22 protein-coding genes are annotated in these 25,415 nt (G+C 70.7%); 16 read left to right on the plus strand and 6 right to left on the minus strand.

Annotated elements, in window-relative coordinates; all coding sequences use genetic code 11:
* The first annotated feature begins 253 nt into the window (after positions 1-253).
* Genes SSPS47_RS27000 through SSPS47_RS27010 form a run of 3 tightly spaced genes read left to right on the plus strand, consistent with a single transcriptional unit; the run spans position 254 to position 5,613 of the window.
* A complete protein-coding gene (locus tag SSPS47_RS27000; RefSeq protein WP_239065063.1) occupies positions 254-1,102 on the plus strand; it encodes a hypothetical protein in 849 nt (282 codons plus the stop codon).
* Positions 1,099-3,381: a bifunctional serine/threonine-protein kinase/ABC transporter substrate-binding protein gene (locus SSPS47_RS27005; RefSeq protein WP_164253219.1), complete on the plus strand. Its 2,283-nt coding sequence runs from the start codon at positions 1,099-1,101 to the stop codon at positions 3,379-3,381. The genes SSPS47_RS27000 and SSPS47_RS27005 overlap by 4 nt, the downstream gene beginning before the upstream one ends.
* A 3-nt stretch (positions 3,382-3,384) precedes the next feature.
* The gene (locus SSPS47_RS27010) at positions 3,385-5,613 is read left to right on the plus strand and encodes a bifunctional serine/threonine-protein kinase/ABC transporter substrate-binding protein (protein ID WP_239065064.1); all 2,229 of its coding nucleotides are present in this window, start codon (positions 3,385-3,387) and stop codon (positions 5,611-5,613) included.
* Here SSPS47_RS27010 and SSPS47_RS27015 read toward each other — a convergent pair.
* Entirely contained in the window at positions 5,595-5,753 is a 159-nt protein-coding gene (locus tag SSPS47_RS27015) for a hypothetical protein (RefSeq protein ID WP_164253220.1), read from the minus strand. The two genes, SSPS47_RS27010 and SSPS47_RS27015, sit on opposite strands and share 19 nt — an antisense overlap.
* Positions 5,754-5,927: 174 nt before the next feature.
* On the opposite strand from SSPS47_RS27015, the gene SSPS47_RS27020 reads away from it, so the two are divergent.
* Positions 5,928-7,613 carry a GAF domain-containing protein gene (locus SSPS47_RS27020; protein ID WP_164255058.1) on the plus strand — a complete coding sequence of 562 codons (1,686 nt, stop codon included), beginning with the start codon at positions 5,928-5,930 and terminating at the stop codon, positions 7,611-7,613.
* 32 nt (positions 7,614-7,645) lie between these two features.
* Here SSPS47_RS27020 and SSPS47_RS27025 read toward each other — a convergent pair whose 3' ends face one another.
* Positions 7,646-8,128, minus strand: coding sequence for a pyridoxamine 5'-phosphate oxidase family protein (locus SSPS47_RS27025; RefSeq protein ID WP_164253221.1), 483 nt, complete (start codon positions 8,126-8,128; stop codon positions 7,646-7,648).
* 299 nt (positions 8,129-8,427) lie between these two features.
* Between SSPS47_RS27025 and SSPS47_RS27030 the strand changes: the two genes are divergently transcribed.
* Together SSPS47_RS27030 and SSPS47_RS27035 are read left to right on the plus strand one after the other, a co-directional pair.
* Entirely contained in the window at positions 8,428-9,120 is a 693-nt protein-coding gene (locus SSPS47_RS27030; RefSeq protein ID WP_164253222.1) for a response regulator transcription factor, read from the plus strand.
* Positions 9,121-9,360: 240 nt separating this feature from the next.
* The gene (locus tag SSPS47_RS27035; protein ID WP_164253223.1) at positions 9,361-9,975 is read left to right on the plus strand and encodes a DoxX family protein; all 615 of its coding nucleotides are present in this window, start codon (positions 9,361-9,363) and stop codon (positions 9,973-9,975) included.
* A gap of 301 nt (positions 9,976-10,276) precedes the next feature.
* Here the strand turns inward: SSPS47_RS27035 and SSPS47_RS27040 are convergent, their stop codons facing one another.
* Positions 10,277-10,945, minus strand: coding sequence for a hypothetical protein (locus SSPS47_RS27040; RefSeq protein WP_164253224.1), 669 nt, complete (start codon positions 10,943-10,945; stop codon positions 10,277-10,279).
* 690 nt (positions 10,946-11,635) lie between these two features.
* A complete protein-coding gene (locus SSPS47_RS27045; RefSeq protein WP_164253225.1) occupies positions 11,636-12,574 on the minus strand; it encodes a S1 family peptidase in 939 nt (312 codons plus the stop codon).
* Positions 12,575-12,839: 265 nt separating this feature from the next.
* Between SSPS47_RS27045 and SSPS47_RS27050 the strand changes: the two genes are divergently transcribed.
* Entirely contained in the window at positions 12,840-13,373 is a 534-nt protein-coding gene (locus SSPS47_RS27050; protein WP_164253226.1) for a DUF6328 family protein, read from the plus strand.
* A 52-nt stretch (positions 13,374-13,425) separates the two neighbouring features.
* On the opposite strand, the gene SSPS47_RS27055 is transcribed toward SSPS47_RS27050, so the two are convergent.
* The gene (locus SSPS47_RS27055; protein WP_164253227.1) at positions 13,426-14,088 is read right to left on the minus strand and encodes a type III effector protein; all 663 of its coding nucleotides are present in this window, start codon (positions 14,086-14,088) and stop codon (positions 13,426-13,428) included.
* 127 nt (positions 14,089-14,215) lie between these two features.
* Here SSPS47_RS27055 and SSPS47_RS27060 point away from each other — a divergent pair, with 127 nt between their 5' ends.
* The 5 genes from SSPS47_RS27060 (at position 14,216) to SSPS47_RS27080 (ending at position 18,819) form a co-directional block, all read left to right on the plus strand.
* Entirely contained in the window at positions 14,216-14,650 is a 435-nt protein-coding gene (locus SSPS47_RS27060; RefSeq protein WP_164253228.1) for an Hsp20/alpha crystallin family protein, read from the plus strand.
* Between the two features lie 35 nt (positions 14,651-14,685).
* Entirely contained in the window at positions 14,686-15,141 is a 456-nt protein-coding gene (locus tag SSPS47_RS27065) for a DUF2267 domain-containing protein (protein ID WP_239065065.1), read from the plus strand.
* A gap of 611 nt (positions 15,142-15,752) precedes the next feature.
* On the plus strand, positions 15,753-16,184 hold the full coding sequence (locus tag SSPS47_RS35640) for a hypothetical protein (RefSeq protein ID WP_239065066.1): 432 nt from the start codon (positions 15,753-15,755) through the stop codon (positions 16,182-16,184).
* Complete coding sequence (locus SSPS47_RS27075) at positions 16,139-16,834, plus strand: sulfatase/phosphatase domain-containing protein (protein ID WP_164253229.1); 696 nt, start codon at positions 16,139-16,141, stop codon at positions 16,832-16,834. Before SSPS47_RS35640 ends, SSPS47_RS27075 begins: the two co-directional genes overlap by 46 nt.
* Before the next feature lie 1,019 nt (positions 16,835-17,853).
* Positions 17,854-18,819 carry a formylglycine-generating enzyme family protein gene (locus SSPS47_RS27080; protein ID WP_164253230.1) on the plus strand — a complete coding sequence of 322 codons (966 nt, stop codon included), beginning with the start codon at positions 17,854-17,856 and terminating at the stop codon, positions 18,817-18,819.
* A gap of 53 nt (positions 18,820-18,872) precedes the next feature.
* On the opposite strand, the gene SSPS47_RS27085 is transcribed toward SSPS47_RS27080, so the two are convergent.
* Positions 18,873-19,892 carry an SGNH/GDSL hydrolase family protein gene (locus tag SSPS47_RS27085; RefSeq protein WP_164253231.1) on the minus strand — a complete coding sequence of 340 codons (1,020 nt, stop codon included), beginning with the start codon at positions 19,890-19,892 and terminating at the stop codon, positions 18,873-18,875.
* A gap of 791 nt (positions 19,893-20,683) precedes the next feature.
* On the opposite strand from SSPS47_RS27085, the gene SSPS47_RS27090 reads away from it, so the two are divergent.
* From SSPS47_RS27090 to SSPS47_RS27105, 4 genes are all read left to right on the plus strand, one after another.
* Entirely contained in the window at positions 20,684-21,748 is a 1,065-nt protein-coding gene (locus SSPS47_RS27090) for a LacI family DNA-binding transcriptional regulator (RefSeq protein WP_164253232.1), read from the plus strand.
* Positions 21,749-21,782: 34 nt separating this feature from the next.
* Positions 21,783-22,712, plus strand: a complete 930-nt coding sequence (locus tag SSPS47_RS27095) for an ABC transporter permease (RefSeq protein ID WP_164253233.1) — start codon at positions 21,783-21,785, stop codon at positions 22,710-22,712.
* Positions 22,709-23,584: an ABC transporter permease gene (locus tag SSPS47_RS27100; RefSeq protein WP_164253234.1), complete on the plus strand. Its 876-nt coding sequence runs from the start codon at positions 22,709-22,711 to the stop codon at positions 23,582-23,584. The genes SSPS47_RS27095 and SSPS47_RS27100 overlap by 4 nt, the downstream gene beginning before the upstream one ends.
* A 303-nt stretch (positions 23,585-23,887) precedes the next feature.
* Positions 23,888-25,402, plus strand: coding sequence for an ABC transporter substrate-binding protein (locus SSPS47_RS27105; RefSeq protein ID WP_164253235.1), 1,515 nt, complete (start codon positions 23,888-23,890; stop codon positions 25,400-25,402).
* Positions 25,403-25,415 lie beyond the last annotated feature (13 nt).

The following is a 25,415-nucleotide window of genomic DNA, read 5'->3' on the forward strand; positions in this document are numbered from 1 at the left end:
CGACCGCTTCCGCTCTGGGCCCGTTACCGGGTCCTGAGGCCCTGTGTCCGGGCTCGGCCCCCTCCTTGGTCTCCATTCCGCTCGGGGGAACGGGTGACGGTCTGAGCGAGGAGTCCGAATGAGCGACGCGGAGCGCCTGCGCGGGTCGCGTTGTCGGCGCTGTGAGCGAGAACTGATTCCGGTTCAGGTGCGTCCCACTGGTTACGTACGGGGATGGAGGAGCGAAGTGCGGGGTTCGGCAGATGAGTTCGGGGTGTACGGCAGATCCGGACGGTGGCGTCACGGCGCTGCCGGTCTCGCCGTCGGAGTACTGCTGACGGGGTGTTCCGGGGGCGGCGGCACCGACACCGAGGACGCGGTGGACCGGGCGAAAGCCGGTACGACCGCTTCCGGTGCCACCGACGCCGGTTCGGAGGGGAAAGGCGGGGATCCGACACCGGGTCCGTCGGTCTCCGGCGGACCGGACTTCACACCCGACGAGAGCCGCATACCCCGGACCCGCGGCGAGGCCCTGCGACTGGCGCGCGCCGTCGCCGCCGAGCCCGGCCGGTACGGGCCCGGCTACGTGAAGCGGAGCCCGTACGAGAGCGATCCCGGCTCGCTCGCCGTGCTCGACGAGGACTGCGTCTGGCAGCGCGAACCGCTCCCACCCTCCGTACTGACCAGCTTCACCCGCTACAGCGAACTTCCCGCGAAGGGCGGCAAGGGCCCGATCCGGATAGCCGCCACCGTCGTCGTGCACCGCGAAGTGGACGACGCGGAGTGGGAGATGGCGCGCACGTTGGAAGAGGCGCTGCGCTGTCCCGAGCAGCAGCTCAGCGGCAGCGAGCGGATCACCGGACTGCTGTCGGCGGGTCTGCCGTTCGGCGCGGGCAACTTCTCCAGCGACGACGCGGTATCCGAGCACGGCGAGTACCACAGCGATGAACTCGGCGGCCCCCACTACTACATATGGGGCCAGAGCCGCCTGGACCAGGTCACTGTCTCGGTGGTCGGCAAGGGCTCCGAGGGCCGGACCGAGGAAGAGATCGACACGGCCGTCACCCAGGGCACGGGCGACATGCTCGCCGAGGTCGAGAGCGAACTGGAGGCGTCGCAGTGAGCGAGCCGCTGCTGCCCGCCGACCCCGCGTCGATCGGCGGCCACCGGCTGCTGGCCCGTCTCGGCGCCGGCGGCATGGGCGTGGTCTATCTGGGCCGTACGGGGTCCGGGGCGCTGGTCGCCGTCAAGGTCATCCAGGCCGAGTACGCGGACGACCCCGCCTTCCGTGCCCGCTTCCGCCGCGAGGTCGACCTGGCCCGCAGGGTGTCCAGCCCCTGGGCGGTGCCCGTCACCGGCGCGGAACCGGAAGCCGAGGAGCCCTGGCTGGCCACCGCTTTCGTCCCCGGCCCGTCGCTCGGTGAGGCGGTCGCCCGGCACGGTGCGCTGCCGGTTCGCAGCGTCCGTGCACTGGCCCGGATGCTCGCGGGGGCACTGAGTGCCGTGCACGACGCCGGTCTGGTGCACCGGGACGTCAAGCCGGGCAACGTCCTGCTGGCGGTGGACGGACCGAGGCTGATCGACTTCGGGATCGCCCGCGCGACGGACGAGACCGCGCTCACCTCACCCGACATGGTGGTCGGCACGCCCGGCTTCCTCTCACCCGAGCAGGCCGAGGCGCGGGGCGCCGGGGTGGGGCCGGCGAGCGACGTGTTCTCCCTCGGGTGTCTGCTGGCGTACGCGCTGACCGGGCGGCCCCCCTTCGGCGGCGGTACGGCGGACGCGCTGCTCTACCGCACGGTGCACGACGAGCCGGACCTCGACGGCTCGTGGGGCGGACAGGACCCGGAGCTGCGTCAACTGCTGCTCTCCTGCCTCGCGAAGGACCCGGCCGCCCGGCCCACGGCCGAGCGGATCGGCGCGGATCTGGCCGAGGACGCCGTGCCGGGGCCGCACGGCGGCAGTGCGGCCGACTGGCTGCCGGAGGACGTCGTACGAGGCATCGCCGAGCGCGCGGCCGAGATGCTGGCGCTGCCGGACATCGAGCCGACGGCGGCGGGGGTGCAGGCTCCCGAGCCGGGAGCCGCGAGCGGCGGTGGCGGCGGCGGTGGAATCGACGGGACCGGGGGCGACGACGGTCAACACCTCTCTCGCCGAAGGCTGTTCGTCATGTCCGGCGGCGCGCTGCTCGCCGCCACGGCCGGTGTCGGAGCCTGGGCCGTACTGCGGGACGACGACTCCCGTGGCGACGAGAACACCGGCCCGCGCTGGGCCATCGGCGTCCAGGCAGACCTCTCCGGCACGGGCAGGGCGGCGGGCCGGGCGCAGGAGCAGGGCGCGCGGCTGGCGATCGAGCAGTACAACGCCCGTGAACCGGGCAAGGACAGACCCTTCGAACTCACGCTGAGGGCCGCCGATGACGGCGGCTCCGCGCAACGGGCCCCGGGCGCCGCCAAGAAGCTGATCCGGGACCCCGACGTCCTCGCCGTGATCGGCCCGACGAGCGACGTGACGACCGAAGCGGTCATGGGCGCGTACGACGAGGCGCTGCTGCCGATGCTGACCGTCTCGGCCGGCGGCATGATGATGACCTCACGGCAGCCCCGGTCCCTCGTGCACTGCCGCCCCGGCGACGCCGCGCTCTCCGTTCCCATCGCCGTCCATCTCGCCCAACAGGCCGCGAAGGACAAGGAGATGGGCCGGCCGGGACTGCTCCAGGACCGTACGGCGCAGACGTACGCCTGGGAGTCCGCCACCATCACCTCGCTCCTGCTGCGCGAGTCCGGCATACCGGCCTACCCCCGGGTGATCCCGGCCGGCGTCAAGGACATGAAGCCCGTCGTCACCGACATCCTGAAGGCCGGTACGGGCTCCTTCGTCTACGCCGGCTACGCGCCGGGGGCGGCGAAGGTGGCGCGTGAGCTGGCGGCGGCCGGGTTCGACGGGCCCCGGCTCGCCTCGCAGGCCGTGCTCGACCCGGAGTTCCTGGAACTGGCGGGGGACGCGGCCGAAGGGTGGCTGCTGACCTCGTCCTTCGTCTCCGCGGCCGACACCCCGAAGGCGGCGGACTTCAGCGCCGCCTTCCGCGAGCGTTTCGGCAGCGCGCCGCCGTACTTCGCGGCCGAGGCGTACGACACGGTCAACCTGGTCATCCGGGAACTGGTCAAGGGCGCGAAGCCGGAAGCTCCGGTGCAGGGCTCTCCCGCTCCCTCTCTCACGGGACGACGGCCCCCGAAGCGGGCGGAGCTGGTGGGCCTGCTGCGCAAGACCACCTACCAGGGGATAACGAAGCGGTTCGCGTTCGACGCGGAGCGGGGCAGCTTCTCCGGCGAGGGCGTGTTCCTCCACGAGGTCAGGGACGGCGGTTTCCGCTTCCTCGGGCCCGCACCCACCGGCGCGTAACGGGTGGCCGGGATCCAGCCCCTCAAGGCGGCCGACCCGCTCGCCGTCGGCGGCCACCGGCTGCTCGGGCGGCTCGGTGCGGGCGGGATGGGCGTGGTGTATCTGGCCCGTTCGCCGGGCGGCGCGCTGGTCGCGCTGAAGGTCATCCGCGCCGAGCACGCGGCCGACCACGGCTTCCGCGTCCGCTTCCGCCGCGAGGCGGAGGCGGCGGGGCGGCTCACCGGACGCTGGGTCGTGCCGGTCACGGCCGCGGCGGCGGAGGAGCGCGAACCCTGGCTGGCGACCGCCTTCGTCCCCGGACCCTCGCTGGCGGAGGCCGCCGCACTGTACGGTCCGCTGCCGCCGGAGGCCGTACGCACGCTCGGCGCCCGGCTGGCCGAGGCGCTCACCGAGGTGCACGGGGCGGGGCTGGTGCACCGCGACGTCAAGCCGGGGAACGTGCTCCTGGCCCTGGACGGCCCCCGGCTGATCGACTTCGGCATCGCGCGCTCCACCGGCGCCACCGCGCTGACCGAGAGCGACGTGGTGATCGGCTCGCCCGGCTATCTCTCGCCGGAGCAGGCGCAGGCGCGCGCCGGTGAACTCGGGCCGCCGAGCGACGTGTTCTCGCTCGGGTGCGTGTTGGTGTACGCGACGACGGGGCGGCGGCCCTTCGGTACCGGCTCGGCGGCGGCCGTCCTGTTCCGTACCGTCCACGAGGAGCCGGACCTCGACGGCGTACCGCCGGAACTTCTCGGCCTGCTGACGCGCTGTCTGGCCAAGGACCCGCGGAACAGACCGGGGGCGGCGGAGGTACGCGAGGCGCTGGGCGGTGACGGCGGTGAGCCGGGGGGCTGGCTGCCGGGCACGCTGACCCGGCTGGTGGCGGAGCGGTCGGCGGCGGTGCTGACGCTGCCGGACCCACCCCCGGACCAGGGCACCGAACGTACGACTGTCGCCGACTCCCTCTCCGACGCTGTCCCTGTCGCGGACGCGGCCACGGTCACCGCTGCCCCGACGTGGCCACCGGCTTCCGGGCCGTCGCGGCGACGTGTGCTGGCGCTCGCCTCCGCCGCCGGGGTCGTCGCGATCGGCGGCGGACTGGCGGCATGGGCGGCCTCCCGCCCGACCGGCGGCGGCCCAGGCACGGGCGGGACCCTGCCGCGCTACGCCGTCGGTCTGCACGCCGACCTCTCGGGCCGGGACAAGGCGGCGGGCCGCGCGCAGGAACGTGGCGTGCGGCTGGCCGTCGCCGACCACAACGCCCGCGACGACCGCACCTTCGATCTGACGCTGCGCGTGCGCGACGACCGAGGAGACGCGAAGCGGGCCGAGACAGTGGCGGGGGCGTTCGCCGCGGACCCCGAGGTGTACGCGGTGATCGGCCCGACCGGGGTTGCGGGGGTCGAGCCGGTCGCTGCCAGGCACGAGAAGGCGCTGTTGCCGCTGGTGAGCGTTTCCAGCGAGAGCGACGCGGTCACGACAGCCGACACCAGGTCGTTCTTCCAGCTCAGACCGGACGGCAACAGCATGAGCGCCGGCTTCGTCGACTTCCTCGTCCGGGCACGGGGCGCTCGCAGGACGGTCCTCGTCGACGACCGTGCGTCGGGCCGCGCGAGCGAGCAGCTGATGGTGGACCTCGCCGGAGTCCTGCCCGAGGACGACGACGCGACGACGACCCGCACCGTGCCCGCCGACAGCGACGACTTCGGCCCGGTGGCCGCGGCGTCCATGTCGGCGGACGCGGTGGTGTACTGCGGCACGTCCCCGAGCCGGGCCGCCCGCTGCGCCCGCGCACTGTCGGAGTCCGGCTTCCGTGGCACCCGTATGGCGCGCGAGCCGGTGCTCCAGGCGCCGTTCGTGGCCGAGGCGGGGCCCGCGGCGGACGGCTGGGCCGTCGTGACGACATACGTCGACCCCGGGGAACTGGCCCCGGCGACAGGCTTCGTGACGGCGTATCGCAAGCGCTACGGGCCGCGCACCGGCGAGATGTTCGGAGTGGAGCCGTACGCGGTGGAGGCCTGGGATGCGCTGAACTTCATCGCACAGGGGATGCGGGAGCTGCTGGCCGGCACCGGTGTCGAGCGTGGCGCGATGGTGAGCAGACTCCGGTCCCTCACCTACGAGGGCCTCGCCAGGACCATCGCCTTCGACGACTCGACGAACGCCTTCGTCTTCACCAACGGTCTCTTCGTCCACGAAGTACGGAAGGGCGCCCCACACTTCCTGGGCCGCTACGGCGAGGCGAAGTAACCGGTTGCCCCACGGGCCGCGCCGGGGCGGGTGAGGTGCTGTTCGCCGTCGGAAGCGACGCCGACGTCGAGGCCGCCGGCGTCGCCTTCGGGGAAGCCGTACGCCGCGGCGCCCCTCTGCGCTTCGTGTGCGCCGCGCACCACCGGCCCTCCGCGGCTGCCGGGCCGTACTCCACGGCTCCTGCCGCCGCGGTGGAGTACCCGTCAGACGCTGTACTCCACGAGCGGGCCGAGGGGCCCGCTAGTCTGAGTTCCGGTCCAGGCGGTGGAGGAGTAGCGGTGGCTGAGCGGGACCCGTTCTCACAGATGCCGAAGATGCGGCTCGATGAGCTCCTGGACGAGCTGCAGGTCCGCATCGATGCCGCCCGAGGGACCAGGGACCGGGTCCACAGTCTGCTGGAGGCGGTCGTCTCGGTGGGCCGTGAGCTCGATCTCGCCCAGGTGCTGCGCCGGATTGTCGAGGCTGCCGCGGTTCTGGTCGATGCCCGCTACGCGGCTCTCGGGGTGATCGGGCCGGACGGCCGGCGGCTGTCGCAGTTCCTGACGGTCGGCCTCACGGACGAGTCGATCGAGTCGATCGGTCCGCTGCCCGCGGGCCACGGTCTGCTCGGTGAGCTGATACGCAATCCCGAACCGCTGCGGCTCACGGATCTGGCCGGGCACCCCGCCTCGTACGGTTTCCCGGCCCACCACCCGCCGATGCGTACCTTCCTGGGAGTGCCGATCCGTGTGCGGGACCAGGTCTTCGGCAATCTGTACCTGACGGACAAGAGGGGCGGGCAGGACTTCGACACCGAGGACGAAGGGGTCATTGCCACCCTGTCGGTGGCGGCGGGTGTGGCCATCGACAACGCCCGCCTGTACGAGGGGGTCAGGCGCCAGCAGAGGTGGCAGCGGGCGAACACGGAGATCACCAACAGTCTGTTCTCGGGCAGCCCGCGGGCGAAGGTGCTCGGTCTCATCGCCGGCCGGGCGGGAGACCTCACCGGTGCCGAGGTCGCCGACCTCTTTCTTCCCGTCCCCGGAACCGACAGCCTCGTCGTGGAACTTGCCGCCGGAGGCCGGGAGGAGGAGCGGCGGGGTCATGTTGTCCCGGTCGACGGCACCCTGCCCGGCGCCGCGTACCGCCGAGGTCTCCCTGTCTCGACGGCATGTCCGGCGGACGACGACCGCTTCACCGGGAAAACCGGCGATCTCACCGGGCTGGGGCCCGCCGTCGCCGTTCCCCTGGGCACCGCGGAGCATCGTCTCGGGGTGCTGCTGCTGGTGAGACCGGCGGGGGAGCCGGTCTTCACGGACAGTGAGATCGATCCGCTGCTCGTTTTCGCCGGACAGGCCGCCGTCGCCCTGGAGCTGGCCGAACGGCGCCGTGACACCGAGCAGTTGGCGCTGCTGGAGGACCGCGACCGTATCGCACGTGATCTGCACGATCTGGCCATCCAGCGGCTCTTCGCCACGGGGATGACCCTGCAGAGCGCCGCCCGGCTGGTGGATCACGCCGGGGCCGCCGAGCGGCTGAACCGGGCCGTCGGCGACCTGGACGAGACGATCAAAATCATCCGCAGTACGATCTTCGGCCTGCGCGTCAGGGACGAGGAGGCCGGGCGCAGCCTGCGGGCCCGGGCCGCGCGCACGGCCGGTGAAGCGGCATCGGTCCTTGGATATCCGCCCCGTCTGAGCATGGAAGGTCTCCTCGACACCGACGTGCCGCCGCCGGTCGCCGACCACGTCCACGCCGCGCTGGGCGAGCTGTTGAGCAACGCCGCACGCCACGCACACGCCACGCGGGTCGGGATAGACCTGCGGGCCACCACCGACGAGGTCGTCCTCACCGTCACCGACAACGGCCGCGGCATGGGGAGCGAGGAACGACGCAGCGGTCTGCGGAATCTGTCCGAGCGAGCCCTGGGCGCCGGAGGAGCCTTCACGATCGAGACGCCGGACGCCGGCGGCAGCCGGTTCGTCTGGCGCGCCCCCCTGCTCCAGCGGGAACGCCACTGACCACCGGCCCCCGCTGCGGCCGGTGTCCGAGTTCAGCCGGCCGTCGGGGGGCCTGCCGCAGGCGTGAGCCGGAACCCGGTGACCAGCTCGGGCCGGATGCGCAGCACATCGGTCATCGCCCGGTCCACCCATGGACGGAGAAGATCCCGGTAGCGGCCGAGGTCGGCGGGGTCCTCCACGGGGCGCGCGTATCCCGTGACGACCACGCTCCAGCCGACGTGCAGGTCAAGGTCGATGGCATCCGCCTCGTACGCCACGACGGCCCCGGGACTGCCGCGCGGAGCGGTCAGGGACGCGAGCGCGGAACCGTCGCCCAGCCGGACGATGATGTCCTCCCCGTCCAGCAGATGGTTCAGCGGACGGATCGCCGGCAGAGCCTGTTGGGTGAACACCAGGCGGCCGAGAGGGACGGAGCGCAGGAGATTCAGTGCGTCACCACGGTCCAGCGCTTCCATGAGCCGGGGCACCCGCGTGTCCCCGGCGCCCGGCGACGGCCCCGCGATCCGCTCGCTCATCATCCACAACCTTTGCTCTTGCCCTGCCCTGTCCGGGCACGCACGCGCCCGCCGGACAACCAGCGTCCCCTCGGCACCGTGCCGGTGCCAGGGCCGAACGGTCCACGCCAGGCTGCTGTTTCGCATCCCGTGGTGAGGTACGCGGGTGCCGGCGGGCTGCCGGACGGTACGCGACGGCGGCCCCGCACGCCGCGATCGCAGGGAGCGCCCGGCCGGCCGTGGATTTCGGCACCCTCTGCGGCGAGGATGCACGGGAAGGGCGATGATGACGGAGCCCGGAGGGCCGAGGGGGAGTGGCGATGACGGACAGTGAGAGCGACACAGGATCGACAGTGCCGGTGAGCGTTTTCCTGCTGGACGACCATGAAGTGGTTCGCCGGGGTGTACGCGATCTCCTCGACGCCGAACCCGATCTGACGGTCGTGGGGGAAGCGTCGACGGCCGAGCAGGCCCTGGTCCGTATCCCCGCGCTGCGCCCGCGGGTGGCCGTGCTCGACGTACGGCTGGGTGACGGCGACGGGGTGGCGGTGTGCAGGGAACTGCGGTCACGCATGCCGGAGCTGGCCTGTCTGATGCTCACCTCGTTCGACGACGAGGAAGCGCTGCTCGACGCGATCATGGCCGGGGCGTCGGGCTACGTCCTGAAGCAGATCACCGGCACCGACCTGATCACCGCGGTCCGTACCGTCGCCTCGGGGCAGTCCATGCTCGACCCCGGCACCACCTCACGCGTCATGGCACGGCTGCGCGGTGGGACGGAATCCGAGCGGCAGCCGCACGGGCTGGCGGACCTGACCGAGCGCGAGCGGGAAATCCTCACGCTCGTGGGAGAGGGGCTGACGAACCGGGAGATCGGCAAACGCCTCTACCTGGCGGAGAAGACGGTGAAGAACAACATCTCGCGGCTGCTCGCCAAACTGGGCGTCGAACGCCGGGTCCAGGCCGCCGTCCTCGCCACCGAGGCGAAGGCCGCGCGCGACCAGCACCGGTAGCGGGACCAACGCCGCCCGGTTCCGTGTCGTTCTCCGGCGTCCCGGACACGGTGCGTCGCGGTGCCCGGCCGGACCGCCGAGGCGACTGCCGGTCCCCGGCATCTCAACGGCCTGGAGGGTGAGGGCCGTTCGGCCCTCCGATGAGGGCCGCTCGCCGCTGTGAGCCGCCCCTGGACGGCGGGATATTGAGTGTGCAAGCAGCAGGCACACCGTATCCACCGTCCCGAAGGGGTCAACACCATGGCAGTTCACGAGGGTTCGCACCGGCCCGTGACCTCACGGCCCGGACACACGCGGCCGGCCCCGGGCACCGCGGACGCCGCCCGGACCGAAACCGGTGTCCTCCTCGCGAGGACCTTGGCCGTCGTGCGGCTGGTCCTCGGCGGGGTCTTCCTCTGGGCGTTCGGTGACAAGGCGTTCGGCTGGGGATACGCGACTCCCGGCGGCGCGGCCTGGACCGACGGAGGCTCACCGACCAAGGGATTCCTGAGCGGCGTCTCCGCAGGCCCGTTCGAGTCCACCTTCCACACATGGGCAGGCCAGGGCTGGGTGGACTGGCTGTTCATGCTCGGCCTCCTCTCGATCGGCGTGGCCCTGGTCGCGGGGTTCGCACTGCGGTTCGCCGCGGCGGCGGGCACGCTGATGATGAGCCTGATGTGGCTCGCGGAGTGGCCGCCCGCCAGACACCTGTCCGACGGTGCGCCCAGCATGTCGAGCAACCCCCTGCTCGACTACCACATCGTGTACGCCGTGGTCCTGATCGTGCTCGCCGTCGCCTACGCCGGCCGGACCTGGGGGCTGAGCGCGCTGTGGGAACGGCTCCCGGTCGTCAACCGCAACCGCTGGTTCCACTGATGAGCCGCCGGTCCGGGACACGGTCGCCGTGTCCCGGACCGGTATCACGTCACCGCGAACCACGGAGCGCTGTCCGGTCGCCTCGGCAGGAACCTCTCTGCCGGGGCGACCGCCGCGTCCGGGCCAATGTCGCCCTCCCGTCCCGTGGCGGCCGGCACTTGTATACGTCGCGCAGGTGCGGCCGGGTCCTGGGGCCGACTTGGCCGTCGACGTCCAGGACCTTCCTGCCGCGGAGTTCGCCGATCCCGGCTCGGTACCTCTTCGCGGTCGCCCGGGAGTCAGGTCACCGCCCGGAGCGCGCTCAGGCGTGAACGATCTTGGGGAAGGCCTTGTCCGTCTCGACGTAGTACTTGCGGACCAGCGGGCCGAATGCGTCCTGCGCGTCGCCGAGGATCATGGCCTTGACGACCTGGACGCTCTTCGCGTCATCGAACCTCTGCGCCCTCGCCTCGGTGCCACCGAGGACCAACGGTTTCCACTTCGCCCGGGACTCCGCCGTGGCGCTGACGTCCGGGTCGAAGCCCAGATAGTAGCGGCGACCGGCGGGCTCCTGCCCGACGGCCAAGAAGACGATCACATGAAAACCGGTGTTGAGCTGGTTGTTGAACTTGCTCTCGCCCCCGCCCACGTGTCCGGTCGAACCCTTGATGATCACGGCACGGTCGCCCTTCACGGCTTCGTCGACAGCGGCCCATCTGCCTTCGATCTCCAACGGCACCGAGAGATCCGAGGATCCGTACGGTCCCCCTGCCCCAGGGCTCAACTGAGCGCCGACCCTTTGAGCGCGCACCTGGCAGTCGTTGTCCATCATTCCCAGGAACATGGAATCGGTCGGCATCTGCAACCAGAACTTGAGGCGATCGAGGACGGGGCCCGCCGTCGCATCCACCGCCTGCGATATTCGAGTTCTGATGTCCTGGATCGTCGGTGCGGTCAGGTCGGCGGTTTGAACGGACGCCTGCTCGATCATGAGAGATCCCCCCTATTTGACTCCCTTGTTCCACTATGGCGTACGGAACGTGCCTCCGGCAGAGCGGAGAGTGAAAGAGCGGGGCGGGCGCCCTCAGGGCGCCCGGTCGGCGTGCGGTGTTCCCGGGTCGGCTGCATCGGCAGCTCGGGTTCAGGCCCGCCGGCGGCGCACGATCAGGAGCGCGCCCGCGCCTTGTTGCCGACCTGCGCCTTGCCCGCGGGCCCCGGCGGTTGGGATCGTGGTCCCATCGGCGATACACACTCGCGCGGGGTTGTGCTCGCGGCTCGCAGGATGTTCTGGTCCGGGATACCGCTGTTCGGTCTCGGTCTGGCCGTCGCGTGGGTTGCGGACGGGAGGTTGGTGACGTGGGAGTGCGAATCGACGGGATGCCGGCGCACGACCAGCGCCGGCTGGGAAGCCATCCAGATCGGGGCCCTCACGACTCTCGTGCTCGGGGTCGCGCTCACGGCGGCCGGTTTCCTGATGATCACGCTCCGCCGGCCGCGTAGCGGGTCGTCCTGAACGGGTTGGTCCGCACAGTTCCTCACCTGACGTCGGCACCCAGAACCTGGTGGTGGTCCGGGTGCCGACGTTCGTACGTACCTCCGGCGGGCTCACGGCGAACCGTCCGCGCCGGTACGAAGGGCCGGGTCCGGCCCCTGCGACCGGTGCTCGCCGGGCGAGGTCGGATCAGGTGAGGACGGCGCCGTAGGCGGTGAGGATCTCGTTGATCGGCTGGACGAAGGATGTGCCGCCCGAGGTGCAGTTGCCGGAGCCGCCCGAGAGCACCCCGACGGCCAGCCCTGTCGTGCCGTCCCCGGTGAGGATGAACACCGGGGCGCCGCTGTCGCCCGGCTCGGAGCAGAGGGCGGTGCGGATGAGTCCGCTGACGATCACGTTCCCGCCGTAGTTGACGGTCACGTTGAGACCGGTGATGCCGCCGCTGTGGCAGCCGGTGGTGCTGCCGGCCAGCGAGACCGTCTGGCCGTTGGCGGGGTTCGCAGGGCCGGTGATGTCGATGATCGTGCCGTTGCAGTTGACCGTTCCGGGCCGGGGCACCGCGGGATTGGCGTATCGGACGATGCCGTAGTCGTTGCCCGGGAAGCTGCTTCCCGCGGTCGGGCCGACGGGCGTGGTGAACGATGAGTTCGTGTACCAGGTGGAGACGCTCTGGGTGCAGTGGCCCGCGGTCACGAAGTAGTCGCCGCCGCCGGCCCGTACGTTGAAGCCGGCGGTGCAGCGGGCGGCGTTGCCCCAGACCGGCTCGCCGCCCTGGAGATGAGGCCGGAAGATGCCGGCGGTGCGCTCGAAGGTCAAGGCGTTGGCCCGCGCGCCCGCGCTGTTGCGCAGCTCCGCCATGTCGGCGGCCGACACGCGCTCGTCCACCGTGACCACAACGGTGCCGGTCGCCGGGTCGACGCCCCAGGCCGTGCCGGCGATGTCGGCGTTCCGGACGGCGTCGCCCGCGGCTGCGAGCTCGGTGGCGCCGAACGTCCGCGGCTGGGCCTGCGCCGCCTGTGGGCCGACCGGCCCCAGTGCGGCCGACAGAGCGAGCACGGCCAGGGCGGTCGCGGGCCGCCGGCAGCGTTGAACGGTTCGTCTGAGGGGGTTGGTGCGCTCGGTGCTCACGTCTTCCTCCAGCGAGGAGTCGGGAACCGGGTGAGACGTACCGGGTAATAGCGGCATGTCCCTGACAAGTGGCATTCTCTCATCGCATCCGGCGTCACCAAGGCCGTCTTCAGGCCACCTGTCGACCGACCGACCCACCTGCCGCCGACCGCCGCTTCCCGGAGCTCACCCGGCGCGGCTCCCGCGTGGGGTGCTCCGCCAACCGCATCCTTCGACGTGGGCGCGGAGCGGTGCCGGACCCGACCGCGCCGGGAGGTGAAACGGCATGCCTGATCACGAGAGCGACGAGAGCGTTGCGGGGCGAGGGCGAACCGGCGCACATGATCGCGGGCGGGGTGACGAGACCCCGGAGGAGCGCGCCGACCGGCGCTGGGCCGATCTGCTCCAGGAGTTGAGGGTCGCCCAGACAGGGGTCCTGATCCTTTTCGGATTCCTGCTCACCGTCGTCTTCCAGCAGCGCTTCACCGACCTCTCGGACACCGACCGGCACATCTGCACCGTGACCGTGGTCCTGGGCGCTGCCACCGTCGGGGCCCTGGTGGGACCGGTGGCGCCGCATCGCCTTCTCGCGGGCCGACGGCTCAAGCCGGAGACGGTGATCCTGGCCTCCCGCCTGACCGTGCTCGGACTCCTCCTCCTGTGCACCATGGCATCGTCGCTGCTCCTGGTGCTGCGGCTGGCGGTCCAGGACCCCTGGGCCGCGGCGCTGGTCGGTGCGTTGGCCGCCTGGTTCCTGCTCTGCTGGTTCGTGGCCCCGCTCTGGGCGCGCCACCGGGGCAACCCCGCGGACGACGACTGAGTGCCGGCCCCGGGCTCTCGGTTTCGGGCTCCTCACCCGCCCCGCGGGCGGCTCACCTGGTGTTGTCGTGGCGGAGGTGGTCGGTGTGGCGCGTGATGGCGTCGACGCGGTCGGCCAGGTCGGGGTGGCTTGTTTCGAGGTGGGGCCGGGCCGCCGTGAGGGGGGCCACGAGGGCGGCCGGGTCGTTGTCGGCGAGGGCGGTGGCGAGGAGGGTCAGTCGTGCCCGGGCGTGCGGGGGGAGTCCGGTGAGGGCGGTGATCTGGCCGGCGAGCTGTCGCAGGTCGGAGGAGTTGTCGCGGGCCCAGTGGCTGACGCTGCGGTCGCCGGCCCGGCGGTCGCGGGTGGCCTGCACGCGTTGCTCTCCCGTAGCGCCCGGAGCACCGGGCCGTACGCGCAGATAGCGGCGTTCGGCCGCTTGGCGGCTCGCGACGCCGAGAGGGCCGGCGAGATCGGCCCAGCTGGCCCCGGCCTCCCGCGCGGCTTCGATCAGGCCGGGTTCCCAGGCGGCGAGACGTTCGCGTACCTCACGGAGCAGGAGCAGCGCGGCCAGCGCCTGTTCGCTGCTGGCGCCGGCGTTCTCCCCCGGTGGGCCTTCGGGGGTCTGTGCGGTCTGTACGGCTTCGTCGATCGCGTTCAGGGCCGCCGACGCGGCGAGGAACGTGGCCGGGGTGGGGGTGGACCGGGGGCGTGGGGAGGGCTGGTCTGCTGCGGGCACGGTCACTCCTTCGTCATGTCACCCTTTCGACGACATCGCAGTTGTCATCGTTTCGATGACATGTTACAACAGTGGCAGCCGCAGCGCATTGGCAGTTTCTGCCCGAACCAACTGGAGGTGTTCCGTGATGTTGATGCGCACCGAATCGTTCCGTGAACTCGACCGTCTCTCCCAGCAGTTCCTGGGCGCGACCGGTACCTGGTCCAGGCCGTCCGCGATGCCGATGGACGCCTACCGGGACGGCGACGTCTATGTGATCGCGCTGGACCTGCCCGGTGTCTCGCCCGAGGCGATCGACATCGACGTGGAGCGGAACATGCTGACCGTCAAGGCCGAGCGGCGGCCCGTCGCCAACTCCGACCAGGCACGCATGGACCTCTCCGAGCGGCCCCTGGGGGCCTTCTCCCGCAAGGTCGTGCTGGCCGACACGCTCGACACGGAACGCATCGAGGCGGACTACGACGCCGGTGTCCTCACCCTTCGGATCCCCGTCGCCGAACGTGCCAAGTCCCGCAAGATCACCGTCGGCGCGGGAGCACGGCACAAGGAGCTCCGCTCCTGACCACGCTCACCACCGTCTCCGCCACCAACTCACCGATGAAGAAAGGCATCCGCCCGATGCACCCCCAGGCAGAGGTACCGACGTCGGCACCGGCCATGACGTACGACCAGATGCTCGAACGAGTGCGGTACGACGGCGCGTACCCCACCAGGGAACGGGCCGAGCGGACAGTACGTGTCGTACTGGCGGCATTCGGCGGGCAGCTCAGTGCTGACGAGCGCGGCGAAGTGGCCGCGAGCCTGCCCGTCGAAGCGGCGCGCATCCTGATGGCCGAGCCGCCCGCCGCCGAACCGCTCACCGGCTGGGGCTTCGTCAAGGACCTGGCCACGCGTACCGGGGGCACACCCGCCACCGCCCGCTGGGACGTGGGCACGGTCCTGGCCCTGGTCGCCCACCTCGCGGGAGACGATCTCCGCGACCGCGTCCTCGCACGGCTCCCCTCCGGCTACGCCCTTCTGTTCGGCCGCGCCGAACTGCTCCAGGCAGCCTGAACACCTGTCGCGAACCCAGGGCGGTGTCCTGCCCCCGAGGCGGCCCAAGGTCCCGGAAGAAGTCCCAGAGATGCCGCCGCACCCCTCCCCGACCGGTAAAGTAGCAGGTCGGAAGGGGTGCGGCGGCATCCGCACATCAGATGTCCCGGAAGAGACCAGCGAACGCGGTGACCTGCTGCGATGAGTGGCTGACACCGCTGACCTGCGCGAATAGCCTTTCAGCTGTTTCAGGTTCGTGCCGGTTGATGGGGCCGAAAGTCCCAGAAAAGTCCCAGAGGCCCCCACTCCTGATGGACGCCCTCTCGGCTTTATTCAGGGTGGGGCAGCAGGCGCGCGTACCGTGGCGGTCGCCTTGATGGGGCGACCGCCACGGTACGCGCGCCTGTCCAGCTTCGGCCCAGGCCATGGCGTTGTGATGCTGATGCCCCCGGCGACCGCACCGCAGTTGCTGGCCGACCGGCTGAAGGCGACTGGGGGCGAGGCCCCGATCAGCAGCCCGTTCGGCTGGCTGACCCGTCGCGGCATGGTGCAGAGGCAGGCATGCTCGGACACCAGATGCGACGACGGGATCCGCTTGGACACCGGCAGCAAGTGCGTACAACTGCGGCAACGTGATCCACATCCGCCGCAGCAGCCGTGTCCGGATCACGGCAGAGGTCGACTGGGAGATGCCCGGCCTCGGTGACGACAAGCGCCGCCAGACCATCGAGAACCGCCTCCGTGAGCAGGCCGCCTGCGAGGCGGAGGACTTCGTGCGGCGCCGCGAGCAGGCCGCCGAGAAGCAGGCCCGCCGTATCGCGGCCCGCGCGGCCGCCCAGGAGCGGGCGGATGTCGAGCGCCAGGCCATGGCCGCTGCTGACGCGGTCCGGCAGGCCCGGCCGTGCGAGGACTGCGGGCAGTCGCAGGCGGCCGGGCTGTGCGAAGCGTGCGGATACCGGCGTGAGGCTGAGACCCTGACCGTAGAGGCCGGCCTGGTCACCGCGGCGCGGTCGGTCATATGGACGCGGCGGCCGGCCGGATCCTGGACCGCCTGGAGGAGCTAGGCATAGCCGAAGAGACACTCGTCGTCTTCACCACCGACCACGGCCTTGCACTCCCCCGGGCCAAGTGCTCGCTGTACGACCCGGGGCTAGAGGTGGCGTTCCTGGTGCGCTATCCGGACCGCGGCTGGTCCGGCGGTCGGGTGGAGGACGCGCTGCTGTCGAACATCGATGTGCTACCGACGCTCTCCGCCCTGCTCTCTCTGCCCGTGGACGACGCGGTCCAGGGCCGGAGCTTCCTGCCGCTGCTGGATGGCGCTCCGTACCAAGCCCGCACCGAGATCCACGGTGAGATGACATATCACGACTACTACGACCCGCGGCGCTGCGTGCGCACGGGGACGCATAAGCTCGTCGCCAACTTCAGCTCCGCCTATGCCTTCATGGACCCGAGCCAGTCCTGGCACCGCCGCTGTACCCCACTCGTGCAGCTCTCGGGCGCCCAGGTGTACCATCCCGCGCTGGAACTCTACGACCTGCGCACGGACCCGGACGAGCTGAGCGACCTCGCCGACGACCCGGACCAGGCCGAGACGGTGGCGGACCTGTCGGCGCGGCTGTACGCCTGGATGCGGGAGACGAAGGACCCGCTGCTGAACGGCGCGGTGACCTCGCCGCTGCACGGCAAGACCATCGGCAGACTGGCGTCATGACCGGGCCCCGACCCGACGCGCCCCCGAGACGCCCAACATCGTCCTGATCATGACGGACGACCAGGCCGTCCAGGGCACCGGCTGTTACGGCAGCTCGCAAACAAGACCCCGTCGGTGGACCGCGTCGCCGCCGACGGCGCTTCGGCTCACCACACTGGGCGGGTGACGACTCGACCAGCTTCTCCCACGACTCTCCGTGCTGTTCTCTTCGACTCAGGCGGCGTTCTGATGCGGCCGATCGGCGGCCGTTGGAACCCGCCAGCCGACTTCGAGCAGTCCGTCCTCGTTCACGCCCCGTCCATCACACCGCAGCAGTTCCCCGCGGCAATCGATGCGGGCGACGACTTCTTTGCCGCCTCGCCATCGACACCCGACTACGACGATTACCACCGGGTGGTGCTCCGTCATCTCGGTGTGGACGCGACCTCGCGGCTGCTGGCCGACTTGCGACGCGAGGTCCCGCCGTCAATGTTCCTGGAGACGTACCGGAGGTCGAAGAGACCCTGGAGGAGCTGAGCCGGCGGGGAGTGCGGTTGGCTGTGGCCATCGGACTCGGCTGTGCGGGACGTGCGGTGTGTCGCGGCTCGGCCGTCTCGGACGTGCCGTCCATCACCTCTCTGACGGAACTATTGGATCTCTTCTGACACCGCCGCCCAGGCAGCCGTTCACTTGATGCTGGGACCGCAGGACTCCGAAGTCGTTGCAGTACAGCACTGAAGTACAGCCACTGTGATGACCACAATCGGCCGTGCTGACCCTTAGCGTCCTCGTGACCAAGACGGATGACCTCACCGACCCGTCGGTAGTTCACATCGGGGGGCACCTGACATCTACGCTCGGCATCAACGACATCACACCGCAGCGCGCCGGTCGGCTGGTGATCGGCGCCGCTGAGGTGGGAAATTCCTGGGACCGCCGTCGGGTGGGTGCCAACTTGATAGTCGGGCCGGTCGCCGTACTGTCTGGCGGGTGGGTCCCGGGTGTTCGGCCCGTACCGGATACGCATCGCAGGAGGGCATATGACGACCGCAGAACCGCAGCCGAGGCCGGCCTGCTGTGCGCCGCAGCGGGAGACTTCGAGACTGGTGGAAGCTCCGGCCGCGGAGCCATCGCGGTCCGCTGCCCCTGGGCGGGAGCCCCTCCGCGGCTGGCGGGAGCTGCCCGGCGGTACGTTCCTGATGGGCTACGACCACGGACCGTACCCGGCGGATGGTGAGGGCCCGGTGCGTGAGGTGACGCTCGACGCGTTCACGATCAGCGCCGGGGCGGTCAGCAACGAGGAGTTCGCGGCCTTCGCCGAGGCGACCGGGTACGTCACTGGCGCCGAGCGGTACGGCTGGTCCTTCGTCTTCGAGGGTTTCCTCCCGAAGAGCTTCCCGCCCACGCGCTCCCCGATGGCCACCCCTTGGTGGCGTCAGGTGCACCGGGCCGACTGGCGCCACCCGGAAGGCCCCGGCTCCGGCCTGCGCGGCCGGTGGGACCACCCGGTTGTGCACGTCTCACATCACGACGCGCTCGCCTACTGCCGCTGGGCGGGCGCGAGGCTGCCGACCGAGGCGGAGTGGGAGTACGCCGCGCGGGGCGGGCTGGTCCGGCAGCCGTATCCGTGGGGCGCCGAGCGCGATCCCGGGGGCGAGTACCGGATGAACATCTTCCGGGGGCGCTTCCCCGGTCACAACACCGCGGCCGATGGCTACCGCGGCACCTGCCCGGTGGACGCCTTCGCGCCGAACGCGTACGGCCTGTACAACACCACGGGCAACGTATGGGAGTGGTGCGGCGACTGGTTCAACCCGCGCTTTCACCGTCAGGGCTCGCGGCAGAACCCGACGGGGCCGAAGTTCGGCGAGGCGCGGGTGCTCAAGGGCGGCTCCCACCTGTGCCACGAGTCGTACTGCCTGCGCTACCGCACGTCCGCCCGGATGGGCAACACCCCCGACAGCTCCAGCGGCAACACCGGCTTCCGCGTCGCCCTGACCCGCTGAGCGTCGCATCGCGCCCGGGACCGCGACCGCGACCGCGACCGCGAACAGGGACGTCAATGGTGGGCCATCAGGTTCTTCAGTTCAGGGGCCAGCCGGCGCGCCATCAGCTCGTGGCCTTCCGGACCGGGGTGGACGCCGTCGGTCAGAAGACCGGCGTCCGGTTGGCCGAGGATGTCCGGGCCGTCGATGAGATGGAGGTCGGTGTCCCCGTGCTCGCCCAACAGGGTCACGGCCTCGCCGACGGCGCGGCGGATCTGGGCCAGAGTCATGCCGCCCGGGCCCGTGGTGTTCTCCTTGGACGGGGAGACGATCGGGGAGATGACGGCGAGAGGCACGCCGGGGTGGCCGTCGCGGACGGAGCTGAGGAAGCCCAGCACGGCCGGCAGGAAGGAGCGCTCGGTGAACGTGCCCTGGCTGCGGACGTTGATGCCGAGGCAGGTCACGATGAGGTCGGCAGGCCGGTCGCGGACGAGGCGGGCAACCATCGGGTCGAGGTGGCACTCGCCGGCGTAGCCGAGGCAGGTCAGGTCGTACCCGAGGGCCCGGGCCGTGAGCGCGGGCCAGGTGCGGGTGGGTGAGGCCGCCTGCCTGCCATGGGTGATGGAACTGCCGTACACGACCAGCGCGGGCCGGCTGGGTGGCTCGGCTCGCCAGACCCGGGCGTGGGCATCGACGGACAGCCCGCGCAGGCGCGATTCGCCGAACTGCGGCAGCCACAGCTCAAGGGTTCTGTCGCCGGCCGGGAGTCCGTCGAAGCGGAAGGATCCCTCTGCCGTCAGCGTCCGGGTGCGGACGGGCTCGCCGTCCACGAGCAGGTCGACCGGGGAGAGTTCGTCCCCACCCACCGGGGAGAACCGGCCGGAGAAGTGTGTGCTGTCCGTGCCGAGCACGATCCGTATCCCCGCCGCCATCGCCGCGCGCCTGCGCAACATGTCCCCGGGGAAGAGGGAGATCCGGCTGTGGGGCAGGCGCCACGGGCGGGAGAAGCCGGACGTGTGCTCCACCTCGATCGCGCCGGCCCACAGCAGAGCAGGGTCGTCGGCACGGATCTCACGCCTCCGCTCATGCTTCACACGCGCACCGCCCGTCCACTCGACCGGCTCTCGTTCGGCACTTCCATGAAGCGGACCACCTCCAGCAGTTTTCCCGGCGGCATGGGTGCTCTGCCGGTGGCACATCGCCACGATCCCGGGCGGCAGCCCTCCGTGGAGTACGTCGCCACCAGCCCTGACCTCCAGGACCGGGACGTGGTACCGCGACATGCGGCACCCGCAACCGGGCTCCGGGCGCGGACGCACCGGATCGTTGCAGTGCGGCCCTCCGGCCACACGGTGCTGACCTCCTCGCCGCATGACCGCTCGGCCCCGGCAACTTCCGTGCCGCGCCCGGCTTTCGTGGCGGCCTCGCCGTATCCCGCCACGTAGCGCTTGGCTGAGGCACAGAGGCACAGAGGCACAGAGGCGCGGGGCGTGCCGTGCCGTGCCGCTCGGCGAGGTTGATCGTGGCCCTCGCATCCCGCGTTGTCAATGTCCGTCTTCGGCAAGGACGAGAAACGGGATCTGCGACGCGGAGGTCGCCGAGGCCGAGCACACCGTGTTCAACGGCAAGGCCCGGAACTGCCGTACGAGCGCCTGTCTCCTGGTCCGCCGAGTCGCACGTTCTTCGGTGGCCGGTGTCCCGGAGAGACAGGCGGGTTGTTCGCCGCCCGGCGTTTCCACGCGCGGTATTTCAGCGACCTGCCCCGGGCCGCGCCGGAGGCCGAAACCGATCGTTCTGAAAAGTTGGCGACGACCCGTTGACGGCCTTGGACATCTGTACGTAGCGTCCTTGCCATCCTCGCTTCATACGTATTAGGGATTCCGGCATGGCAGCACAACGACGGCGCCCCACCCAGGTGGACATCGCCCGTCGCCTCGGTATTTCCCAGGCGACCGTGTCCCTGGTGGTGAGCGGTGGCCCGGCGAGCTTCCAGGTAGCCCCGCACACACGCCAGGCCGTGCTGGAGGCTGCCGCCGACCTCGGTTACACGGTCAACGCCGCTGCGCGCAGTCTCAAGGGCGGCCGAAATCGCCTCCTTGGCCTGTATACGTTCGAGCCGGTCTTCCCGGTCGGCCAGCGCGACTTCTACTTTCCGTTCCTGCTCGGCGTCGAAGAGGCGACCGCCGAATACGGCTACGACCTCCTCCTGTTCAGTTCGGCCAGCTCGCGCGGCGACCGCAGCATCTACGCCGGTGGGGCCAACCGGCTCAAGGTCGCCGACGGATGTGTCCTTCTTGGGCGCCACATCGACCGCAACGAACTGGCCGAACTCGTCCGTGAGGACTTCCCGTTCGTCTTCATCGGACGACGTGAGGTCCCCGGCGAGGAGTTGTCGTACGTCGCCCCCGACAACGTCGGGGCTACCCGGGACACCGTACGATCCCTGGCCGGCCTCGGGCACCGGCGCCTGGCGTACCTGAAGATGGCTGACGACCAGGAACCCACGCGGGACCGCGCGGCGGGCTTCCGGCAGGGGATCGCCGACGCCGGGATCGGCGAAGACCAGGTCCTCGTCCACGCCATGGGCGAACCGGCGGCCGTCACCGGCGAATTGCTCCAGGAGTGGCTCGCCGGCGGGATCACCGCGCTGCTGGTCGAGCCGAGCGAGGACGATGCCGCGGTCGCGGCCGTCGAACGGGCCGCCGCCGAGGCGGGGATCCGCGTCCCGGAGGACTGCTCGGTCGTCCTCCTCGGCGACCCGCCCCTCAGCGAGAGCACGCGTGACTGGACCCGGTACACCCCGCCGCGGGAGCAGATGGCCCGCGAAGCCGTCCGGCTGCTCCTGGAGTTGCTGGACGACGAGGAGGGCCGACCGCGCCACCTTCTCCTCGGCTGCAGGCCGATCGCCGGAGAGACCGTCGCCGCACCGCGCGCGGGGCGCCCGTCATGACCCATGGGCACGCACCGCTGAAAGGGCTGCCGCAGTGATCCACTACCTTGTCAAGCGGCTGGCGATCGGCCTCCTTACGATCTGGGGCGTCGTCAGCGCGGTGTTCGTTGTGATCCGGTTGGCCCCGGGTGACCAGGCCACGGTCGCGCTGGGGCCGGGCGCGACGGCCCAGGAGATCGCGGATCTGCGCCATTCGCTGGGTCTCGACGAGTCGCTGCTGGTCCAGTACTTCTCGTACCTGGGCGACGTCGCGACGCTGGACTTCGGCGAGTCGTACCGCTATGGGCGACCGGCGATGGACGCGGTCCTCGAGCGGTTCCCGGCGACCATCGAGCTCACCCTTGCGGCCACGGTGATCGCGATCGTCGTCGGCCTCGTGCTCGGGATCATCTCCGGTCACCGGCCCGGCAGCGTGCTGGACCGTGCCGTATCGACGTTCGCGCTGGGGTTGCAGGCGCTGCCGCCGTTCTGGGTCGGCATCATGCTGATCCTGGTTCTCGCGCTCCAGGCCCAGGTGCTCCCCAGCGCGGGTGGCGGGAGCTTCGCCCACCTGGTGCTGCCCGCGATCACGCTGTCACTCCCGTTCACGGCGCTCGTCGCCCGGATGACGAGGAGCGGGGTCGCCGAGACCATGACCGAGGCGTTCGTGCAGACCGCCCGGTCGAAAGGGCTCACCGAGACCCAGGTCCTCCGCGGGCATGTCCTGAAGAACTCGCTCATCCCGGTGGTCACGGTCGTGGGCCTCCAGGTGGGGACGCTGCTCGGCGGCGCGGTGGTGATCGAGACGGTGTTCGCCTGGCCGGGGCTCGGATCCCTTCTGGTGAGTGCCGTCGGCAATCGCGATTACGCGGTGGTCCAGGGCGCGACGTTCCTCATCGCCATCTGCGTGATCGTCCTCAACCTGGCCGCCGACGTGGTCAACGCCAGGCTCGACCCCCGGATTCGTTTGGAGGCACGACGATGACCCAGTCCGTCCTGGTGGCCGGTCCGGCGCCGAGCCCGGCGAAGGCCGGCCCCCGCCGCCGTCCACTCGCCGCGCTGCCCTACGTGATCATCGGTATCTACGTGCTCGCCGCGGTGTTTGGGCCGCTCTTCATCGACTACGACCCGGTGGCGACGTCGGTGAAGGGCCGTTTGCTTCCGCCCGGCTCCGAGACCTCGTCCGGCACCGCGTGGCTCGGCACCGACGGTGTCGGCCGCGACGTCCTGGCCCAGGTCGTCTACGGTGCCCGCACCTCGTTCGTCATCGGGATCGCGGTGGTCCTGGTCTCCGGTGTCGTAGGCGTCGCGCTCGGGGCGATCGCGGGCTACATCGGCAGGCTCGCGGACATGGCCGTCTCGCGGATGATCGAAGTGCTGATGGCGTTCCCGGGCATCCTGCTGGCGATTGTCATCTCGGGCCTCCTCCAGCGCGGCACGCACGTCGTGATCATCGCGCTGTCGGTCGGCGGCTGGGTCGGATTCGCCCGGCTGTCGCGCAATATCACCATGTCCACGCGAGAGCGTGACTGGGTCGACGCCGCCCGCATCATGGGTGTGTCGAAGCCGGCGACGCTCGCGCGGCACATCGTGCCGTTCCTGGCCGGATCGGTCATCGCGCTCGCCACGATCGAGCTTGCCTCGGCCGTGCTGTCCGAAGCGGCACTCAGCTTCCTCGGTCTCGGGCTCCCACCCGACGTCGTGTCGTGGGGGCAGAGCATCGCCAACGGCCGGGACTATCTCGCAACCGCCTGGTGGATCACGGTCTTCCCGGGCCTCGCGCTCACCATTCTCATCATTTGCATCGGACTGGTCGGCGACAAGCTCACGCGGCGATACACCCGCAACCGGGGCTAGGCCGTGTTTCAGAAGTCCCGGCTGCCCCGCGACGCCCGGCACGCACGCTCTCCCCGTAGCCCCGAGGGGGCACGGGAGGTGCCCCGTGCGTTGTCGTCAGTCGCCCAAGTACGGCCGGTCCATCCGCAAGGCCGATCCTCCGCCTTGCGATCGCACGCACCAGACACGGTGAGCCCCGCCCTTCGGACGGACGGCGCTATTCGCCAGACCCGCCCAGTGCCCCTCCCGGCAAGTTTCGCCCCGTCGCGCCGCCCCGCGCGCTGTGGCCCGTACTCCACCTCCACCCATCGAAAGGAACCCGGCATGAGAATCGGCTCTCAGAGACCAACCGCGGCGATCGCCCTCTCCCTGGCCATGCTTACGGGCGCGGGCGCCTGCTCATGGTCGGATACGGCCGGCACGGCGGCGGGCGGCGGCCACCTGACTGTCGCCGGGCCGCTCCCGATCGAGAACCTCGACCCCCATGGCGCGGCGAGCATGGATGCCGGGACGCAGCTGGCGGCCAGGGCGATCTTCAGCCCGCTCCTCAGCGCCACCGGCCCCGGCAAGTTCGAGGGCGACCTGGCAACCAAGTGGGTGCCGAACAAGGACGCCACCGAGTGGACATTCACCCTGCGCTCGGGTGTCGAGTACACCGACGGCACTCCGGTGACCGCCAAGGAGGTCGTCGCCTCCTTCGAGCGCGTCCTCGCCGCGAAGGGACCGCTGGCCGGCAACTTCGGCGGGTACAGCGCCGCCGCGCCGGACAAGAAGACGGTGGTCTTCACCTCCAAGACGCCGGACGCCGCGTTCCCCGGGAAGATCTCGTCGTTCTTCGTCACCCCGAAGCAGGCCTCGGACAAGGGCTTTTTCCAGAAGCCTGTCGGCTCCGGACCCTTCGTGGTCAAGTCCTTCGAACCCGGCCAGGCGCTGAAGCTTGAGCCTAACTCCGGCTACTGGGACGGAAAGCCGGAGCTGAAGGAGCTGGAGTTCCAGTCGATCCCCGAGACGTCGGCCCGGATGACGGCGCTCAAGACCGGCGAGGTCGACGTGACCTGGAGCATGGCCGACGACCAGATCGCGCAGCTCAAGTCCGACACGAACATCACCGTCGACACTGTCCCGAGCCTGGGCGTCAACACGATGTGGATGAACAGTTCCACCCCGGCGCTCAAGGACGCCGCTGTCCGGCGGGCGCTGTGGCAGGCCGTCGACTTCGAGTCGATCATCGAGTCGTTGTACCCGGAAACCGGATCGCCCGCGGATTCGGTGATCAGTCCGGTGGTGCTCGGCTACGTGCCGCAGAAGCCGGTGAAGTACGACAAGGCCGCCGCGAAGGCGGCGCTGGACAAGGCCGGGTTCGACTACGACAAGAAGATCCGCTTCCAGTTCTCGCAGCCGAACTTCCGGCAGTTCGTCGAGGCGGTGGCATCGGACCTGGCGGAGATCGGCGTCAAGGTCGAGCCCCTGGAGAAGGAGCAGGCGGTATTCCTCGACGACCTGCTGGCGATGAAATGGGACCTGAACATTCAGCAGATCGGCTCTCAGGGCTTCGACGCGGCCACCAACCTGGGCCGCCTCTACCCGTGTGCGGCCAAGCGCACCGGCTACTGCAACCCGGAGCTGGACAAGCTCCTTGCCACAGCGGGGGCGAGCACCGACGCCGCCGAGCGGAAAGATCTCTACGCGAAGGCGACCGAGATCATCTGGACCGACGCGGTCGGCATGTACCCGATGTTCGTCGAGCAGCCGTACGCCTGGCGCAAGAGCGTCAAGGGCCTCAAGCTCGCTCCCGACGCGATGCCTACCTTCGCGCACGTGAAGGTCTCGGATGACTGATCCGCACCCGTCC

This window comes from Streptomyces sp. S4.7, assembly GCF_010384365.1.
Lineage (GTDB): Bacteria > Actinomycetota > Actinomycetes > Streptomycetales > Streptomycetaceae > Streptomyces.